This window comes from Bordetella tumbae (assembly GCF_054780995.1).
On the sequence record NZ_BAAGVG010000010.1, the window covers coordinates 106798 to 124210 of the forward strand.

At 59.4% G+C, this 17413-nt stretch carries 15 protein-coding genes; 11 read left to right on the forward strand and 4 right to left on the reverse strand.

Going from position 1 to position 17413, the window contains the following annotated elements; genetic code table 11:
• Position 1 precedes the first annotated feature (1 nt).
• Both ACYVI2_RS07765 and ACYVI2_RS07770 read left to right on the forward strand, forming a co-directional pair.
• Positions 2–256 (forward strand): formate dehydrogenase subunit delta, encoded by a 255-nt coding sequence (locus tag ACYVI2_RS07765; protein WP_415821312.1) that lies wholly within the window; start codon positions 2–4, stop codon positions 254–256.
• A 156-nt stretch (positions 257–412) separates the two neighbouring features.
• Positions 413–2074, forward strand: a complete 1662-nt coding sequence (locus ACYVI2_RS07770; RefSeq protein ID WP_415821313.1) for an OFA family MFS transporter — start codon at positions 413–415, stop codon at positions 2072–2074.
• A gap of 1048 nt (positions 2075–3122) precedes the next feature.
• Here ACYVI2_RS07770 and ACYVI2_RS07775 read toward each other — a convergent pair.
• On the reverse strand, positions 3123–4031 hold the full coding sequence (locus ACYVI2_RS07775; RefSeq protein ID WP_415822563.1) for a LysR substrate-binding domain-containing protein: 909 nt from the start codon (positions 4029–4031) through the stop codon (positions 3123–3125).
• 121 nt (positions 4032–4152) lie between these two features.
• Here ACYVI2_RS07775 and ACYVI2_RS07780 point away from each other — a divergent pair, with 121 nt between their 5' ends.
• From ACYVI2_RS07780 to ACYVI2_RS07810, 7 genes are all read left to right on the forward strand, one after another.
• Complete coding sequence (locus tag ACYVI2_RS07780; protein WP_415822562.1) at positions 4153–5295, forward strand: CaiB/BaiF CoA transferase family protein; 1143 nt, start codon at positions 4153–4155, stop codon at positions 5293–5295.
• Between the two features lie 48 nt (positions 5296–5343).
• A complete protein-coding gene (gene oxlT / locus ACYVI2_RS07785; RefSeq protein WP_415822560.1) occupies positions 5344–6645 on the forward strand; it encodes an oxalate/formate MFS antiporter in 1302 nt (433 codons plus the stop codon).
• A gap of 31 nt (positions 6646–6676) precedes the next feature.
• A complete protein-coding gene (locus tag ACYVI2_RS07790) occupies positions 6677–7573 on the forward strand; it encodes a dioxygenase family protein (RefSeq protein WP_415822558.1) in 897 nt (298 codons plus the stop codon).
• 50 nt (positions 7574–7623) lie between these two features.
• The gene (locus ACYVI2_RS07795) at positions 7624–8430 is read left to right on the forward strand and encodes a citryl-CoA lyase (RefSeq protein WP_415822557.1); all 807 of its coding nucleotides are present in this window, start codon (positions 7624–7626) and stop codon (positions 8428–8430) included.
• Positions 8431–8548: 118 nt separating this feature from the next.
• Positions 8549–9550: a Bug family tripartite tricarboxylate transporter substrate binding protein gene (locus tag ACYVI2_RS07800; RefSeq protein ID WP_415822556.1), complete on the forward strand. Its 1002-nt coding sequence runs from the start codon at positions 8549–8551 to the stop codon at positions 9548–9550.
• A 153-nt stretch (positions 9551–9703) separates the two neighbouring features.
• Entirely contained in the window at positions 9704–10831 is a 1128-nt protein-coding gene (locus tag ACYVI2_RS07805; protein WP_415822555.1) for a methyltransferase, read from the forward strand.
• A 561-nt stretch (positions 10832–11392) separates the two neighbouring features.
• Positions 11393–13312: a bifunctional metallophosphatase/5'-nucleotidase gene (locus tag ACYVI2_RS07810; RefSeq protein ID WP_415819877.1), complete on the forward strand. Its 1920-nt coding sequence runs from the start codon at positions 11393–11395 to the stop codon at positions 13310–13312.
• 155 nt (positions 13313–13467) lie between these two features.
• On the opposite strand, the gene ACYVI2_RS07815 is transcribed toward ACYVI2_RS07810, so the two are convergent.
• Entirely contained in the window at positions 13468–13998 is a 531-nt protein-coding gene (locus ACYVI2_RS07815) for a chromate transporter (RefSeq protein ID WP_415819876.1), read from the reverse strand.
• The gene (locus ACYVI2_RS07820) at positions 13995–14570 is read right to left on the reverse strand and encodes a chromate transporter (RefSeq protein WP_415819875.1); all 576 of its coding nucleotides are present in this window, start codon (positions 14568–14570) and stop codon (positions 13995–13997) included. Before ACYVI2_RS07820 ends, ACYVI2_RS07815 begins: the two co-directional genes overlap by 4 nt.
• 299 nt (positions 14571–14869) lie before the next feature.
• Here ACYVI2_RS07820 and rhtA point away from each other — a divergent pair, with 299 nt between their 5' ends.
• A complete protein-coding gene (gene rhtA, locus ACYVI2_RS07825; protein ID WP_415819874.1) occupies positions 14870–15763 on the forward strand; it encodes a threonine/homoserine exporter RhtA in 894 nt (297 codons plus the stop codon).
• A gap of 98 nt (positions 15764–15861) precedes the next feature.
• Here rhtA and ACYVI2_RS07830 read toward each other — a convergent pair whose 3' ends face one another.
• Positions 15862–16344, reverse strand: coding sequence for a YajQ family cyclic di-GMP-binding protein (locus ACYVI2_RS07830; RefSeq protein ID WP_415807621.1), 483 nt, complete (start codon positions 16342–16344; stop codon positions 15862–15864).
• 208 nt (positions 16345–16552) lie between these two features.
• Between ACYVI2_RS07830 and ACYVI2_RS07835 the strand changes: the two genes are divergently transcribed.
• Complete coding sequence (locus tag ACYVI2_RS07835) at positions 16553–17020, forward strand: CopD family protein (protein ID WP_415819873.1); 468 nt, start codon at positions 16553–16555, stop codon at positions 17018–17020.
• The last annotated feature ends 393 nt before the right edge of the window (positions 17021–17413 follow it).

Below are 17413 nucleotides of genomic sequence, written 5' to 3' on the forward strand. Positions count from 1 at the left end.
CATGGATATTGCCAACTTGATCCGCATGGCCAATCGCATTGGCGACTATTTCGATGCCCTGCCCGACCGCGAAGAGGCCCTCGAAGGCGCCGCCACTCATATTCAAAAATCCTGGGAACCTCGCATGCGCATTGCGCTGCTGAATTTCTTGGCTGAGCACACGGATGGCCAGGCCGACGATGTCCGCCTGCATGCGTTGATCGTCGAGGCGGTCACGAGACATCGCGTGCGGCTGATCCCGGCCCGATCTGTTTGATACGTGTATCCGTTTTCGCCCGAAGCTTCATCTGATTTTCATTTCATGTTTCACCTCGCTGCTCGTATTTCCAATATCAATAAATACCACCTAGAGGTTGCCGCCATATCGCGCGAGCACCCATTGCGGCCCTTGCGCCGTGCCTGAGGAGACACTATGAGCGACACCGCCACACTGGATTTACCGGGCGCCCGGCCAGGCTTTCTGGACAAAGAGCGCACCATTGCCGGACCTGGCTTCAATCGTTGGCTGGTACCGCCTGCGGCCTTGGCGATCCACTTATGTATCGGGATGGCTTATGGGTTCTCGGTATTCTGGCTGCCGCTGTCCAGATCGCTAGGCGGATCGGTCGCGACCTGCTCGGCCGATATGAGCCTGATTGCCGAGCTGTTTACGACTCAATGCAATTGGCGCATTTCCACCATGGGGTGGATGTTCACGCTGTTCTTCGTGCTCCTGGGTTGCGCGGCCGCTCTGTGGGGTGGCTGGCTGGAACGCGCGGGGCCGCGCAAGGCAGGTATCGTGGCCGCCGTCTGCTGGTGCGGCGGCCTGCTCATTTCTGCTGCGGGCATTCATCTGCATCAAATGTGGATGATGTGGCTGGGATCTGGCGTCATTGGCGGTATTGGCTTGGGCCTGGGATATATCTCGCCGGTCAGTACGCTGATCAAATGGTTTCCCGACCGGCGCGGGATGGCCACAGGCATGGCCATCATGGGGTTTGGCGGCGGCGCCATGATCGGCGCGCCGTTGGCGGATATGCTGATGCGCTACTTCGCCACGCCAGAGGGCTTGGGTGTGGCGCAGACGTTCCTGGCGTTGGCCATCATCTATTTTGTCTTTATGGTATCTGGCGCACTGGGGTATCGCATCCCGCCCAGCGGCTGGAAACCGGAGGGCTGGAAAGAGCCGGTCAAGCACGCCAATAACGTGATGATTACCAAGGGGCACGTGCATGTGAATCGTGTCTGGGGCATTCCGCAGTTCTGGCTGGTATGGCTGGTGCTGTGCCTGAACGTGACGGCAGGGATTGGCATCCTCGGGATGGCGTCGCCGCTGCTGCAGGAGGTGTTTGGCGGCACGTTGATCGGGCATCCCGAGCTGCTCTATGGACAGTTGGACAAGACGCAGCTGGCGACGATTGCGGCCACGGCGGCAGGGTTCACGGGGTTGCTCAGCCTGTTTAACATCGGCGGACGTTTTTTCTGGGCCACGCTGTCGGACAAGCTGGGGCGCAAGCTGACGTATTTTGTATTCCTGGTGCTGGGCTTTGTGCTGTACTCGTCGATTCCCTGGTCGGCGCATTTGGGGGCATTGGCGCTATTTGTGATTGCCTTCTGCATCATCATCTCGATGTACGGTGGCGGGTTTTCGACGGTGCCGGCGTATCTGGCGGATCTGTTCGGTACGCAGATGGTGGGCGCGATTCATGGCCGAATCTTGACGGCATGGTCGGCGGCGGGGATCTTTGGGCCGGTGCTGGTGAACTATATCCGCGAGTATCAGTTGTCTATCGGCGTGCCGCGCGCGCAGGTGTATGACATTACGATGTATGTGCTGGCAGGGATGCTGGTGTTGGGGTTCTTGTGCAATCTGGCTATTCGTCCGGTGGATCCTAAATACTTTATGAGTGACGAGGAACTGGCACGGGAGAAAGCGTTGGCGCACGAGCGGGCGGTGGCGGCTGAGGTTCGCGGGGAGTCTATCTCTACGTTCAAGACGCCATTTGCGTTTGTGGTGTTTGCATGGGGTTGCGTGGGGATTCCGTTGGCTTGGGGGATTTGGACGACGATACAGAAGACGGCGGTGTTGTTTTGATATCGCTGTAGGAATGGAGGTTGTCTTGGGCATCTGGGGGACTGGATGCCCTTTTGTTTTTTGGTGGGTGGAAGGCGTTGTGCTTGCTCGGGTGTGTCTTGCAAATTTTGTGAGTGGTCTGGGTGATGGGGTGAGGTTGGTGTGGTTATTGGACGTCGAGCCGAGGCAATCGGGCCGTGGGGGCTTCACAAAGCCGGTCCGGCGCGCGGGCGCCGGACACCGTGTTCGCTCGTTTCGTCCGCGCCTTCGCGCTCCCTTCAACGTCCGCTCCACTCGGCTTTGAGGCGCCCCCAGGGCCCGATTGCCTCGGCTCGACTCGCAGTAACTCAAGCTCATCACATCGCTGGCACGGCTGTTTTGCTTGGCATTTTTCTGCAACCGTGTTGGCAAAGAGGAAGATCTTGCAGGGCTGCTATTCGCGCGTGCCCTGCACACGCGCGAATAGCGATTGGCCCGGGCATGCGGCGGGGTGGCGTGGTGCCAGTTTGGAAGATCTGCTTGGCTAGAGTTGATGCATGCGGAGATGGGTCGCACATCTTTGAATATCGCGAAATCGTGGTGCGAACAATATGATGGCCTATGAGAAATCGTCGCTCGAGAGATCTTCTGTTTATCTCCGATGCTAAAGCCCTCGCATGCCGATCACGAACGCTATTCATTGGCGCGCCCGTAGGCGCCAATGAATAGCAGCCCTGCAAGATTTTCATCTTTGCAGAAATCATCGCCTACGAAGCCTACGTAGACCACCCGTCCCAGCGACGAGGGAATCAGAGATGCTGTGAGTCGAAGCGGGGCAGTGACCGTGTTGGCGCGCCTCGGAGTCGCGCGAGCGGACGTCGTAGGTAGGCCCGAAGGGGCCGGACGAGACGAGCGATGCGGTAGTCGGACGCGCAGGCGGCCGACCGACTCCGTGAAGCGCCAACACGGTCACTGCCCCGCTTCGACGTCCAATAGCACTCATGCATCCCACGCCCAGCAGTAGCGTTTGAGCAACGCATGCATCTGGGAAGGAGACAGCGTTTAGTGATGACCGAGCCAGAGTGAAGGATTATTTCGCCGGCCGTTTGGAACTGTGTGTAGAGGTCATTGCTGTCTTGCGAATCAGGGCTGCGAAGGCTCTTGCGAGCTTGGATGGGGGTTGGTCATTCTTGAACAGAAGGCCCGGCGTTCTCATGGGGGTTGGGCCTTCCAGAGGCAGGGCGCATAGCCCTTTATTTTCGCCTACGGCGCTGGTTGCCACGATGGCGCCGACGTGCATGCGAGAAATCAATCCGAACATGGCGTTTACGGTGTTCATCTCTGCAATGATGTTGGGCGCTGCGCCGGCTGCGCTGAAAAATTCGTCCAACATGCGACGGGTGGAAAAGCTGCGCGGCAACATGACCAAGGGTTCTCGATGCAGTTCTATCATACGAATTCGCTTCCGACGCGCCCAGGGATGTGCCTTAGCCACGACGAGGACAAGTTCCTCGTTGAATAAGGGCTCAAAACGTAAGCCAGAACGTAATTCGGGACGATAAGCCACACCCATGTCCAATTGGCCCGCGTCCAGACTGGCGACGATGGCGTCGGCCGGCAGTTCCTCGATCACGACTTTCACGGTGGCATGCCGCGACAGAAATTGAGCGACGCACTCGGGGATGAATCCCAGATTAAACGTATGCGTGGTGCCGACTCGCAGCACGCCCGACATCGAAACGTCACGCGCTTTTAATTCACCCAGGCCTTGATCTATTTCGGATAACGCGCGAGAGGCGTACTCCAGAAATGCCTCGCCCGCCTCAGTCAGAAAGACTCGCTTTCCAATCCTGTCAAAGAGCGATTGCCCGATTTCGTCTTCCAGTTGGCGAATTTGATGAGACAACGTCGATTGCGTGACGTGCACGCTTTCAGCGGCACGTGTGAAGTTCAATGTCCCCGCCAGCGCAATGAAGTATCTGAGATGACGTAATTCCATACTGGCCCCATCAATCGATGCCATCAATGATAACTGGAGAAAATAATCATTTCTATCTTTTGTTTGGCTCGATTAGCCTTGCTCAAGCTCTCACTCCTTCTTACGCTCGAGGACGACACGCATGGCCAAAGTATTGGATGGAATCACCGTCGTAGAACAAGGTACGTTCATCACTGGCCCTGCGGCAGGAATGCTGCTCGCCGATCTGGGAGCCGATGTCATCAAAGTCGAACAGCCTGACACGGGTGATCCGTTCCGCGCATTCAAGGGAGGACTCTACAGCCCGCATTTCCAGACCTATAACCGCAACAAGCGCAGCATTACGCTCAATACCAAACAGGCGGAAGACGCCGAGGTTTTCGATGCGCTGATACGCGAAGCGGATGTCTACATCCAGAATTTTCGACCGGGTGCAGCGGCCCGCCTTGGCGCTAGCGAAGCACGGCTGCGTGAGATCAATCCACGATTGATTTACTGTGCGATCAGCGGATTCGGCCAAACCGGCCCTGCCGCGGGGCGGCCTGCCTATGACACGGTGGCGCAAGCGGCGAGCGGTTTTCTCAATCTGTTGATCAATCCCGAAAACCCTCGCGTTGTCGGCCCCGCCATTGCAGATGCCTTGACGGGCTTTTATGCGGCCTACGGCATTCTGGGTGCGCTGGTCGAAAGAGGCCGGACGGGCACGGGCCGATCTGTCGAGGTGTCGATGCTGGAGGCGATGAGCCACTTTAACCTGGACGCGTTCACGCATTTCTTCGCCGAAGACGAGGTGATGGGCCCGTATAGCCGGCCCAGCGTTTCGCAGTCTTATACGTTGAAATGCGCAGATGGGAAATGGGTAGCGCTGCACATGTCCTCGCCTGAAAAGTTCTGGCAAGGCCTGGCCCGGGCGATTGAGCGTCCGAATATTTTTCAGGACGAGCGGTTCGCCACGCGTGAGGCGCGTATTGGCAATCAAGCCACGCTGATCGATGTATTGGGCTCGATTTTCGCGACGCGTACTCGTGAAGAATGGTGCAGGCGGCTCGAGGCCGAGGATGTTCCGCATGCGCCCATGTACGACACCAGCGAGGCGCTGCAGGATCCCCAGGCGAAACATCTGCAACTTGAAATTCAGGGATTGCACCCGACGCTCGGCGCCTGGAGGACCGTTCGATCGCCAGTGAGTTTCGATGGCGAAAGGCCTCTGGACGTCGTTCCTCCGCCACTGCTTGGCGAACACAGCGCTGAAATCAGGGCCGCACTGCAGACAAAGCAAAACTGAACCGACATTGAGTGGCAGGTCCCGAAAAAATAATGAATGGAGACAACCGTGACGCTCTCATCAACGCCCGCAATCGCTGCCTCAGGGCCAGCCGATCAAAGCCGCAGCAGCCAACCGTGGATTCAACTGGTACTCGGCATGATTGCCATGATGGCAATCTCCAGCCCCCAGTATGTCTGGGCGCTTTTTGTTCAACCGTTTAAAAGCTCACTGGACGTTTCGCTGTCGGCCCTGCAAGTCACCTTTGCGTTGTTCAGCATTTTTCAATGCGGTATCGGCCCTCTGCATGGCGAATTGGCCAGCCGATTTTCCTCTCGGGCCTTTGCAGCGGCAGGCGGCTTGCTGGTAGGGCTCAGTTGGATAAGCTCGGCCTATGTCACCTCGCTGCCGCTGCTGTATATCACCTACGGCGTGCTCTCGGGTATCGGTACAGGATGGGTGTATGTCGCCGTCATCGAGCTCATGGTGCAGTGGTTCCCACGCCGCAGAGGGTTCGCCGTCGGCATGGCGGCAGGCTGTTATGGGCTCGGTGCGATTGTCACCACATTCCCCATCGCGTCCAGTATTCGTGATCACGGCCTGCAAACGACTTTGGTGGTTTTCGGCATGATGCTATCGGCCGTCATCGTGCTCGCGTCCTTGGGCATGAAACGCGCAAGCGCACCGCCGCGCGCCGAACTCCCTTCCCAGCCGGGGATGGCGTCTACACGTGATTTCAACTCGCGTGAAATGCTGCGCACCCCGTTATTCTGGCTCATGTTTTTCATTATGGCCCTGGTCGCCACGGGTGGACTCATGGCCATCTCTCAACTTGGCGCACTCGCGGTGCATTTCGGCATATCGGATCAGACACTCGTGTTGGGAATGGCGGCACTGCCGCTCGCGCTCACCCTGGATCGTGCTGCGAACGGACTGACTCGTCCTTTTTTTGGATGGATATCCGACAGGATCGGCCGCGAGCCAACCATGCTGATCGCCTTTCTGATGGAAGCAGCCTCCATTCTGCTATTGCTCAAATTCGGATCGAACCCTGTCGCGTTCGTCTTGCTGTCTGCGGTCGTGTTCTTTGGCTGGGGTGAAATCTATTCATTGTTTCCTTCGCTGCAGGCCGACGCATTCGGGACAACACATGCCGCCAGGAATTTCGGCTATCTGCTGATCGCCACCGCGGTCGGCTCCATCCTGGGAGGCCCTCTCGCCGCGCTGCTATACGAGAAAACGCAATCCTGGGATCTGATCTTCTATTCCATCGCCGGGCTCGACATTCTGGCAGCGCTGCTGGCGTTCTTTGTGCTGCAACCCATGCGCATTCGTTGGGTGAATAATGCCCATCTGCAGAAACAAGCGTAAAGCCCTGGAACACGACCAAAGGAGAACACAGTTGAACGATCAGCAAAGTCTGGACCTGACGCAAGCGGTGATTGCGCGATTGGCAGACACGCAGGATGCGCGATTCAAGACGCTAATGACGGCTCTCGTCACCAAGCTGCACGAATTCATCCGCGAAGTCGATCTCACACCCGAAGAATGGATGTCTGCGATTGAATTCCTGACGCAAACCGGCCAAACCTGTACCGATAAACGGCAGGAGTTCATCTTGCTATCCGACACACTGGGCGCGTCCATGCAAGTCGTCATGGCGGCTCAAGCCCGCGCATCGGCCATCGCCCCCGCCTGCGCCGCAGCGACGGCCGCAACCGAGGCGACGGTTCAGGGCCCGTACTACTGGGCCGGCGCCCCACTCAAGGAAATGGGCAGCGACATCGCAGCCGGTGTCGCTGGCGAACCCGCCTACTACCATGGCCGCGTCACGGATCTGCAAGGCAATCCCCTTTCCGGTGTCGTGCTGGATGTCTGGTCAGGCGACGGCGAAGGCGTCTATGACATGCAGATCGAGGGCCAAACCGACATGCTGGCACGCGCACGTTTCGCGACAGGCGACGACGGCCGCTACGCATTCTGGTCGATCCGGCCCAACTACTACCCTATTCCCATGGACGGTCCTGTGGGTCTCATGATCAACAAAATAGGGCAACACCCGAATCGCCCCGGCCATATCCATTTCAAACTCTCCGCCCCCGGCTATGTCGATATCACCACCCACCTATTCGTCGCCAACAGCCCATACATCGACTCCGACGTGGTCTTCGGTGTTCGAGACAGTTTGATCGTCGATTTCCAACATCATCCTCCCGGCACCGCGCATGATGGCCGAACGCTCGCCACCCCATTTTGGAGCGCATCGTTCGATTTCTGCCTTGCGCCCGTTCGCGTGTGAATCAACTCCCTCATCTCTTGACGATATTCCCTCTACGCTCCAGACACATCATGAAAATCGGTAAAGCGACTATCCCTCATAGTGCGATCTGCACCTCTGACGAACACACCATCGTCGTACGTGGCAAGGATCTCTGCAAAGATCTCATCGGCCACATTTCCTTCACGGATTACTTTCATCTATTGGTCACGGGTCAACGCCCCAGCGCCACTGCCACGGCCGTGCTCGACGCCACCCTGGTTGCCATCGCGGAACATGGCCTGGTGCCCAGCGTGCAAGCCAGCCGAATGACCCTCGCCGCAGCGCCCGATGCGTTGCAGGGCGCCGTCGCGGCCGGCATCCTGGGATGCGGCTCGGTCATTCTCGGAGCATCGGAATATGCAGGACGGTTGTTCGTTGCGATTCAAGAACGCCAGGCCGCAGGCGCCACGCTGGAAGCAGCGGTTCAGGCAGAACTGCAAGCGTACCGCGCAGCACGTAAAGCGATTCCGGGTTACGGCCATCCGCTGCACAAGGAACGAGACCCCCGTGTCGCACGGCTGCTCGAAGTCGCCCGGATCAACGGCGCGGAGCTGAACTACATCGCCATTGCCGAAGAAATAGAAAAACAGATTCCAGCCATCATCGGCAAGGATCTCCGGCTCAACGTCTCGGCGGCGATCCCCGCTGTGCTGCTGGGCGTAGGCTTTCCCTTGGCCGCATTAAAAGGCGTACCCATTCTGGCCAGAACGGCCGGCTTGATTGCGCACCTCACCGAAGAACTCCAGGCGTCCATAGGATTTGCGCTGTCCTATCAAGCCACACGCGAATTGCAATACGACGGTGAAGTTCCGCCAGGATTTGGCTCAGGCCAATAACCAACACGGCTGCAGCACGCAGCCCCTGCGGCTCGCTGTCCGCCCAGGCGCATGTTTACCGTGGCCTGCGGCGGCAACCCATGCCCGCACACAGAACAAGAACTCAGGAGGAGATTTCATGATGGCACGCTATACCCCTCTCAGCATACTGCTACACAAAACCCTGGCGATCGCAGCAAGCGCCTGCCTACTGACGCTGCTCGCCACCTCGGCCCACGCTCAGGACTACCCCACACAGTCGATCAGAATGATTGTCCCCTTCGGCCCCGGGACATCCACTGACACCGTGGCACGCATCATGGCCAACGCCATGGCAGAGTCGCTCGGGAAAACCATCGTTGTTGAAAACAAAGCCGGTGCGGGCGGCACGATCGGCACCGAACAAGTCGCCCGCGCTCCCGCGGATGGATACACCATCGTAATGGGCACCGTTGGCACGCACGCGATCAACAAAACCCTCTACAAGAAACTGGGCTACGACCCCGTCAAAGACTTCGTTCCCATCGGGCTAGTCGGCCAAACGCCCACCCTGCTGGTCGTCAAAGCCGACTCGCCGTTGCGCTCGCTCAACGATCTGGCCACGGCCGCCGCCAAGCCGGGGGGCATCAGCTTTGGATCGGCCGGCAACGGCACCTCGGGCCACCTCGCCGGCGAACTGCTGAAAATGCGTCTGGGTGGCGAAATGACGCATGTGCCCTATAAGGAAGGAGGCATGGCCGTCACCGACGTCATTTCAGGACAAACCCAGTTCATGTTCTATCACCCCGCCGCGACCCTGCCGCACATCAAGTCCGGCAAACTGAGGGCATTGGGTAGCTCCGGTGCAACACGCAGCGCGTCTGCACCCGACGTCCCGACCATAGCCGAACAGACCGGCAAGGATTTCGACCTGGTCGCCTGGTTCATGATTTACGCTCCTGCCGCCACGCCAACGCCCGTCATCGAGACCCTGCAAAAAGCCGCCCGAGCCGCACTTTCCAATCAGGACGTGGCAGCGAAACTCAGCAATCAGGGAATCGAACAACGTCCTCTCACCGCAGAGGAACTGCGCACATTCACTCCAGATGAAATCACCAAATGGGCTGAACTCGTCACACAGTCGGGTGCCCAGATAGATTAGATCGCCGCCCCGAGCCACCTGGCCGGGGCGTGGTGATCGAGTTTTTGTGGACACCGGCATAGGTGGTTGACGTGAGTGACCGGCCTCACAGGCAGTTGAGCCCTACATTGGAGAACCTGCTACATTGCCAGGCATTCACCCTTTGCCTTTGCCATGTCCGCATTACCTCTCGTCCATTGGACCGAATCCGGCCAATCCCAGACAGCCTTTTGGCGCTCCGAATCGGCAGCCCCTGTGCCAACACGCGTTCAAATCGCGGGTGATCAGTTATCGGCAGACGCGGCCTATCGCCTGATCTGCGAAGGCACGCAACTCCTGTGGCGCGGTGATTTTCATAATGCGCGGCAGTTATTGCAGGCGCTGGCACGCCGTATCGACAAGAAAAAACGCAAACCGGCCGCCACGCCGCTGGATGCCTTCAACCAGCATCGCCAAGCGCAATCCCAACGCGCCCGGCTGCTAGGCAGCGTACTAGTGCCTTTCGATGCAGACCACACCATCCCTCTGCGCCGAGCCCCCGATGTACAACAGGCCTGCCTGGAGGCCTATGGCCCGGCCACAGGCCCCTATCTGGCGTCCCTGCGCGAACTACAAGGCATCGTCGGCGCCCATGAGTGGCGCAAGAAAGGCGTTCCTATCCCCGCCCTCAATGCGAGCATTCATCCCCACTACGGCGTGTTTTCGCCCGTACGCGGCGAATACATCGATCTCGTCGCCCGCGCACCGCTCCCCGCGGATACATCGCTGGCATATGACATCGGCACAGGCACAGGCGTCCTGGCCGCCGTCCTCGCACAACGTGGCGTCAAACACATCATTGCCACCGACCAGGACCCACGCGCCCTGGCTTGCGCACAGGAAAACCTGACCCGGCTGGGCTTGCAGTCACACGTGACCCTGACGCAAACCGACATGTTCCCTGACGGCCAGTCCCCCTTGATCATCTGCAACCCCCCGTGGCTGCCCGCACGTCCCAGCGCCCCCGTCGAATACGCAATCTACGATCCCGACAGCCGCATGCTGCGCGCATTCCTGCAAGGGCTCTCAAAACACCTCGCCCCCAAAGGCGAAGCCTGGCTGATCCTCTCAGACCTGGCCGAACACCTGGGCCTACGCGCTCCTGACGAACTGTCCACACTGATCACCAACGCCGGCCTGCGCATCATAGACCGCCTGACCGCCCGCCCCACCCACGGCCGCGCATCAGACCCCACCGATCCGCTGCACGCGGCCCGCGCAGCCGAAATCACTTCGCTGTGGCGCTTATCACTCGTCGATTAACACACGCCCACCGCTTCACATTCACCGCCTAGCACTCACCACCTAGCATTCACCGCCCTAGCATTCCCCCCAAAAAGCCATACCCCCTCACGCATCCCGAGCCCAAACGTGATCTCTGGGCGCGCCCGTAGGCGCCCAGAGATCACAACCCCGCAAGATCTTCCTCCTTGCAAATCCCACTCCCACGAAGCCTAAGCACCCGACTCGTGCCAGCGTCAAACCGAGCCAGAGACATTGCGAGTCGATGCGTGGCAGTGGCCGCGTTGGGGCGCCTCGTGGTCGAGCGAGGGAAACCGAAGGAGCGCAGCGACGAGGTTGACGAAGCGGTGTCGGACGCGCAGGCGGCCGACCGACCACGCGAAGCCCCAACGCGACCACTGCCACGCATCGACGCCAAAAGAACTCCTCTCTAACAACAGCAACAACCACTACACCCCGCACCAGCCCCCCTTTTGGCCCGGGGAAGCCCACTTTCACATCCCCGTCACGCAACCTTAATCCCCCCGTAACCTCCCTCCCCAATCATTCCCCTTCCACCAAGACACATTCCGACACACCGCGATGAAAAACTGGAAGAGGACCACCCAAGTCTTGCTGCTAAGCAGCCTGACCCTGCTAGCCGCCTGCAGCAACAGCGACGACGATGACGATGACGACACCTCGTCCCCCACGCCGCCCGTCAGCCAGGCGATGGACCTAACGATCCTGCACATCAACGACCATCACTCCAACCTGGACAGCAAAAGCAAAACCCTGCTGCTGAAAAATGCCGCTGGCACCCAGACCGAAGCCACCGTCGACGCCGGCGGCTTCCCGCGCGTCACCGCAGCCATCAACGAACTGGCGACCGCATCCACCAACGTGCTCAAACTGCACGCCGGCGACGCCATGACCGGCACCCTGTACTTCAACCGCGCAGGCGAGGCCGGCGAAGCCGACGCCGCCCTGATGAACACCGTGTGTTTCGATGCCATGACGCTCGGCAACCACGAATTCGACAAAGGCGACAGCGGCCTGCATCGCTTCATCGAGTTTTTACACGCCGGCACCTGCCAGACTCCGCTGCTCAGCGCCAACGTCAGCTTTGGCCCCAACTCACCCCTAAATGCAGCCAACGCTCCCAACTGGGTCCAGCCTTCGATCACCCTCGAACGCGGCGGCCAGTCCATCGGCCTCATCGGTTTGACCATCGCCGGCAAAACGCAGCAGTCCTCCAGCCCCGATCCCGGCACCACCTTTTCCGACGAAACCGAAGCCGCCCAAACACAGATCGATGCCTTGCGTGCCCAAGGTGTTAACAAAATCATCGTGATGAGCCATATCGGCTACAGCTACGACAAAGAAATCATCCCCAACCTGAGCGGCGTAGACGTCGTCGTAGGCGGCGACTCGCATTCCTTGCTAGGTCCCGATGCAATGGAAACCTACGACGTAGGTACACCCGCAGGTACCTATCCCACCGAACTGACCGACAAAGACGGCAAGCGCGTCTGCCTGGTACAAGCCTGGGAATACGCTCAAGTCGTCGGCGAACTGAAAGTCAGCTTTGACGCCAATGGTGATGTCACCTCATGCAGCGGCACGCCTCACGTCCTGATCGGCGACACACTGACCGTCGGCGGCACGACGCCCAACCCTGCAGACGCAGCCGCCATGCAGGCCGACATCGAAGCCAGCGGCATCCTGCGCGTACAAGCGCCCGACGCCAACGCCACGCAAACCCTGCAACCGTTCAAAGAGCAAGTCGACGCCTATAGCCAGAGCGTCGTCGCCAACGTGCCGCAAGAACTCTGCTCGCGCCGTGTCCCCGGCGGCCCTGGCTCGGTCGATTACAGCCGTTCCAGCGCTGCCTGCAACGCCGAAGGCAGCGTCAACGTCCGCGGCGGAGATATTCAGCAACTCGTCGCCCAGGCCTATCTCGAAGTCGCCAACGCCGAATACGGCGGTGCCGACATCTCGCTGCAAAGCGGCGGTGGCGTGCGCGTCCCGCTCGAGGGTAACGTGACCGCCGCCAACGTCATCGAAGTCCTGCCATTCGGCAACATGCTGTGGCGCCTGGACATTACCGGCACCGAAGTCATCGGCATGCTCGAAGACGGCCTCGAGGCGGTCTACGGCGACGGCGGCACCACCGGCCCCTACCCCTACACGGGCGGCTTGCGTTATGACGTCAACAGCCTGGCCGCCAAGGGCAGCCGTGTATCCAACGTGGAAGTATTCGATTCCACCACGAACACCTGGCAGTCCCTGGACGCGACTCGCACCTACAAGTTGTTTGTCTTGAGCTTCAACGCAACAGGCGGCGACGGCTATACCACGCTGGCCAACGTCCCCGATGAGCGTCGTCAGGATATCGGCGTGCTGGATGCCGACGTGCTGCAAACCTACATCGATATGCAGGCCAAGGACGCCAACACGAACCTGCCAATTCTCAATCGACTGCCCATCGAGTTGTACAGCACCAAGAACTACGTCGAGTAACGCGTCCTGCACGACGGGCAGCACGTGCCGTAACCTGAAAGAGCCTGCGCCAGATAGGGGAAAGCCCCCCGTCTGTTGCAGGCCACAACAAAACGGCCGGGATATTCACTATCCCGGCCGTTTTGCCTATTGCACCCGACAGTTGAGCCGGACGTTCAAGGCTGTCCGATCCCGCTCAATCCTATCAACGCCCCCGCCAACAACATCCACAACGGATGCACACGACTGAAAATCGTCACGGCAGCTACGAGAGCGGTGATTCCCCCTAACACCCACGTATGCACAGAAGCCTCGGTAATCAACGACGCACTGGCCGCCATCAATCCTACCGTCATCGGGAAAATACCTGCCTGCACGACACGCCGCCACGGTTTGTCCTTGAACCGTTCCCACAATCCCAACGCGACCGCCGTCAAGATCGAGGATGGACCGAACTTCGCAATCGTCGTGACCAACGCCCCCTGCCAGCCCGCCACATTCCACCCCACCAGCGTCACAATCATCAGATTGGGGCCAGGCGCGGCCTGACTCAATGCGAACAACGCACCGAAATCGGCATTGGACATCCATTGATGGATCTCCACGACCTGCCGCTGCATCTCGGGCAAAATCGTATTGCCGCCGCCAAAGGCCAGCACCGACAACTGCGTAAAAATAACGAAGAGCGAAATCAATACGGAAGTCATCGCGCCAGCCTCCAGGTCACCAGGATACTGATCGGCGTCAACACCAGCATTGTTGGCAGCAGGGGCGTACGCAGCACCGCAATGCAAATAAAGCAGGCCACGGCCACGGCGATCCCCGCCCATTTGCCACGCAACGGCTTGGCGATTTTCACGGCCATCGAAATCAGCAGGCCCGCGGCCGCGGCAGCCAACCCCGCAAACAGATGTTGAATATGCGGATCGTCTGCATACCTGTCGTACACCATACCCAGTGCAATGACGATGAAAGACGGCGCAGCGATCAATCCCATCAAGGCCGCAAATGCTCCCTTGACCCCACGGAATTTCATACCCAGCGCCACGGACATGTTGATGATGTTGCCGCCCGGCAAAAACTGGCACAGCCCGAGCAGCTCAGTGAAATCCTCCGAAGACAGCCATCGGTGTTTTTCCACCACCATGTGGCGCGCCAATGGCAAGGCACCGCCAAAGGCACTCAATCCCAACCAGAAAAATCCCTTGAACAGGGCCCAGCAGGTAGGCGGTGGCGAATCGGATGTGGGGGATACGGCAGTCGAAGACGAGGTGTTCATCAAAATTCCAGCAGAGATCGGGACGCGATGATTCCTGTGCAGCGAGCAAGCTGCTCTGAACGCCAGGAGATGAATCGGGACGAAAGCCTACTCCTGCTCGCACCGGTGCGCAATTGCACCCGCCAATTACCATGACGCTGGAGGGGGCAAATCGGCCTTGAGGATGATGAATGACTCCGTTCGATCGAGATCCCGCCTCATCAGTCACGCAAAACCAGAATCGCCCTCACCGTTAGGCCTCTCTTGTTGCGCGTAGAATGTGCGACGTACCGGCCCTCTTGTGCCGGGCTCTATGCAACATGTCCGCATCCACTGCTCCCTCGCCCACCCCTTCGCTTTATCCCATCCTGTTGATGATGATTGCCATGGTGTCCATGCCGAGTGGCGCAGCATTGGCAAAAAGCCTGTTTCCCATGGTAGGCGCGCAGGGCACGGCGGCGCTGCGCTTGTTGTTCTCGGCGCTCATGCTGCTGGCCTATTTCCGGCCATGGCGTGTCCGCCTGACGCCATCGGGATGGCGCGTGGTGCTGGCCTACGGCTTGTCGCTGGGGATGATGAACCTGCTGTTCTACATGTCGCTGCGCACCATCCCGCTGGGCATTGCGGTCGCTCTGGAATTCACGGGTCCTCTGACGGTAGCGCTCTTGAGTTCACGCCGCTTTGCGGATTTCTGTTGGATCATGTTGGCGGCCGCGGGCATTCTGTTGCTGATTCCCCGGGGCGCCGAAGTCCACACGCTGGATCCGGCAGGGATGCTGCTGGCGCTGGGCGCCGGGCTATGCTGGGCGCTGTATATCGTGTTCGGACGCCGTGCCGGCCTGCACCATGGCACCCAGACCGTGGCACTGGCCTCGACCGTCGCCACCGTGGTGGTCTTGCCCTTTGGATTCGCGCAGGCAGGCATGGGCCTGTTCGCGCTGGAGGTATTGCCCTGGGCATTGGGCGTCGCCGTGCTGTCCAGCGCATTGCCCTACGCGTTGGAAATCACCGTCCTGTCCCGTATCCCCGTCCGGGTCTTTGGCACACTGCTCAGTATGGAACCCGTCTTGGCTGCCTTTTCCGGCATGCTATTCCTGCGCGAGACGCTATCCCTGACCCAGTGGGCAGCCATCGTCGCCATTGTTGCAGCATCCATCGGGATCACCATGGGCAATCGGCAGTCCGCAAAGGCACGCCCCAAACAAAAACGATAAGCACGCTGCAATCGCCGGACAGCCTCGCAAGAATATGGGGCCAGCCCGCGCACCCGCCGGATGAAACGAACTCCCCATCCGCAGATGGGGGATCAAACTCAATCGCGGAAATTCTGATACTGCAGCGGCAGATCGACGTCGGTCTTGCGCAGCAACGCAATCGCCTCTTGCAAATCATCGCGCTTTTTACCGCTGACGCGCAGCTTGTCGCCATTGATCTGGCTCTCGACCTTGAGCTTGGCAGCCTTGATGGCAGCGATCAATTTTTTTGCGACAGGTTGCTCGATGCCTTGGCGGACCGTGACTTTCTGGCGGGCGCCGCCCAGGTTTTCCAGCGGATCAGCCACATCCAGGCAGCGCACGTCGATGCCTCGCGCGGACAGGCGGCCACGCAAAATATCGAGCATCTGTTTCAGCTGAAACGCGCTGGGCGCGATCTGCGTCACGACGAACTCCTCGAGTTCGAACTTGGCGTCGGTGCCTTTGAAATCAAAACGGGTGGCCAACTCGCGATTGGCCTGGTCCACCGCGTTGCTGAGTTCGTGTTTGTCTACTTCGGAAACCACGTCGAAACTGGGCATGGCTGCAACCTACAAAAAAAGAGTCAATCAAGGATAGCGCCATCCATTACGATGCGCATACCCGCACAGGTATCCAGTGTAAGACGATTTGCGGCGATCTGACTGCCCCCCCTTTCCACGGTATCAACGCCGCGGTTTCCCGGAGCAATGGATAATACCGGCTATGCGGCGCCTATCCCTGGCTCTGCGACTCACGGAACACTCTGCCATGTTTTACAGCGTTCTCAAGCTCGTACACATCCTGGCCATTCTGCTGTGGGTAGGCGGGATGATCTTCGCCCACTGTTTTCTGCGGCCCGCCGTGGCCGCGCTGGAACCGCCCCAGCGGCTGCGCCTGATGCGCGATGTGCTGGCACGCTTTCTGAACGCCGTGCTGGGCGCCGTCCTGCTGGTACTGCTGAGCGGCGCCTGGATGATAGGCCGCACAGCCCGCCAGGTCGCGGACACCGGCGGCAGCTTTCAGATGCCGCACGCCTGGATGACCATGGCGGTATTGGGCGTCATCATGGCAGCGATTTTCGGACATATCCGCTTTGCCCTGTACCCGCGCCTGGATCGTGCCGTACAAGCCGGTGACTGGCTCGCGGGCGGCCGCGCGATGCAATCGCTCAAAACCTGGGTGACCGTCAACCTGGTGCTGGGCCTGCTGACTATTGTGGTAATCGTTCTCGGCTAAAACCGTTTTCGGGGCAGTTCTCAGGTGTGCACGAGTGAAGGTGGTGTGCTTATTGGACGTCGCGAAGTCGTGTTGCGAACGATCTCCTGCTGATCTATGAGAAATCGTTACTCGAGAGATCCCCTGTTTGCCCCCGATGCCAAAGCCTTCGCATGCAGATCACGAACGCTATTCATTGGTGCGCCCGTAGGCGCCAATGAATGGCAGCCCTGCAAGATCTTCATCCTTGCAAAAGCCAGTTCCTACGAAGCCTAAGAAAACCACCCGTGCCAGCGACGAGGGAATCAGAGACTCTGCGAGTCGAGGCGGGGCAGTGACCGTGTTGGCGCGCCTCGGAGTCGAGCGAGGGAAACCGAAGGAGCGTAGCGACGAGGTTGACGAAGCGGTGTCGGC